The following is a 390-nucleotide window of genomic DNA, read 5'->3' as shown; positions in this document are numbered from 1 at the left end:
CAAAGAGACCAAATCCCCAGCCAAAGCCAATAGCGGCAGACTGGAGTGGACGACGGCGAAAGGTCAACGCCTGAAGCCCCATCAGCGAAATAATCGCCGCAGGCCAGACGACGTAAGGAGAGAAGGCCAGCGTTCCGCAGGCACCGAATAATAACGCCAGCAGCAGGCGAATGCGCTGGCGTTCAATTAATGAGGCAAAAGCCATGTAGTTATCTATCCAGTTTCGGTTTTATTCATCCAGCTTTGGCTGGGGTGAGTCATCCGGGATTTTGAGATGAACCTGAATAATACGCCGACTGTCGGCCATCGCCACTTTGAACTGGTAACCGTCGATGTCGATGGTTTCGCCACGCGCCGGAAGATGCCCAAACGCCTGCATCACCAGACCAC

2 protein-coding genes are annotated in these 390 nt (G+C 54.1%); both read right to left on the bottom strand.

Translation table 11 applies throughout. The annotated features are described in order from the left end of the window. A partial coding sequence (locus FN960_RS23560) for a hypothetical protein (RefSeq protein ID WP_221936831.1) occupies nt 1–205 on the bottom strand: 205 nt, incomplete at its 3' end. A gap of 24 nt (nt 206–229) precedes the next feature. Continuing rightward, entirely contained in the window at nt 230–379 is a 150-nt protein-coding gene (locus FN960_RS23555; protein WP_438799910.1) for a transporter associated domain-containing protein, read from the bottom strand. Nucleotides 380–390: the final 11 nt, after the last annotated feature.

The sequence above is a fragment of the Alkalicoccobacillus porphyridii genome (assembly GCF_007293315.1).
GTDB lineage: Bacteria > Bacillota > Bacilli > Bacillales > Bacillaceae_D > Alkalicoccobacillus > Alkalicoccobacillus porphyridii.
Note: the sequence above shows the minus strand (reverse complement) of the source record. Positions and strands in the feature narration are given on the sequence as shown.

Bases quoted from the DNA above. Each gene is read 5' to 3' on its own strand.
- FN960_RS23555 (WP_438799910.1), bottom strand. From the start codon at position 379: ATGCAGGCGTTTGGGCATCTTCCGGCGCGTGGCGAAACCATCGACATC.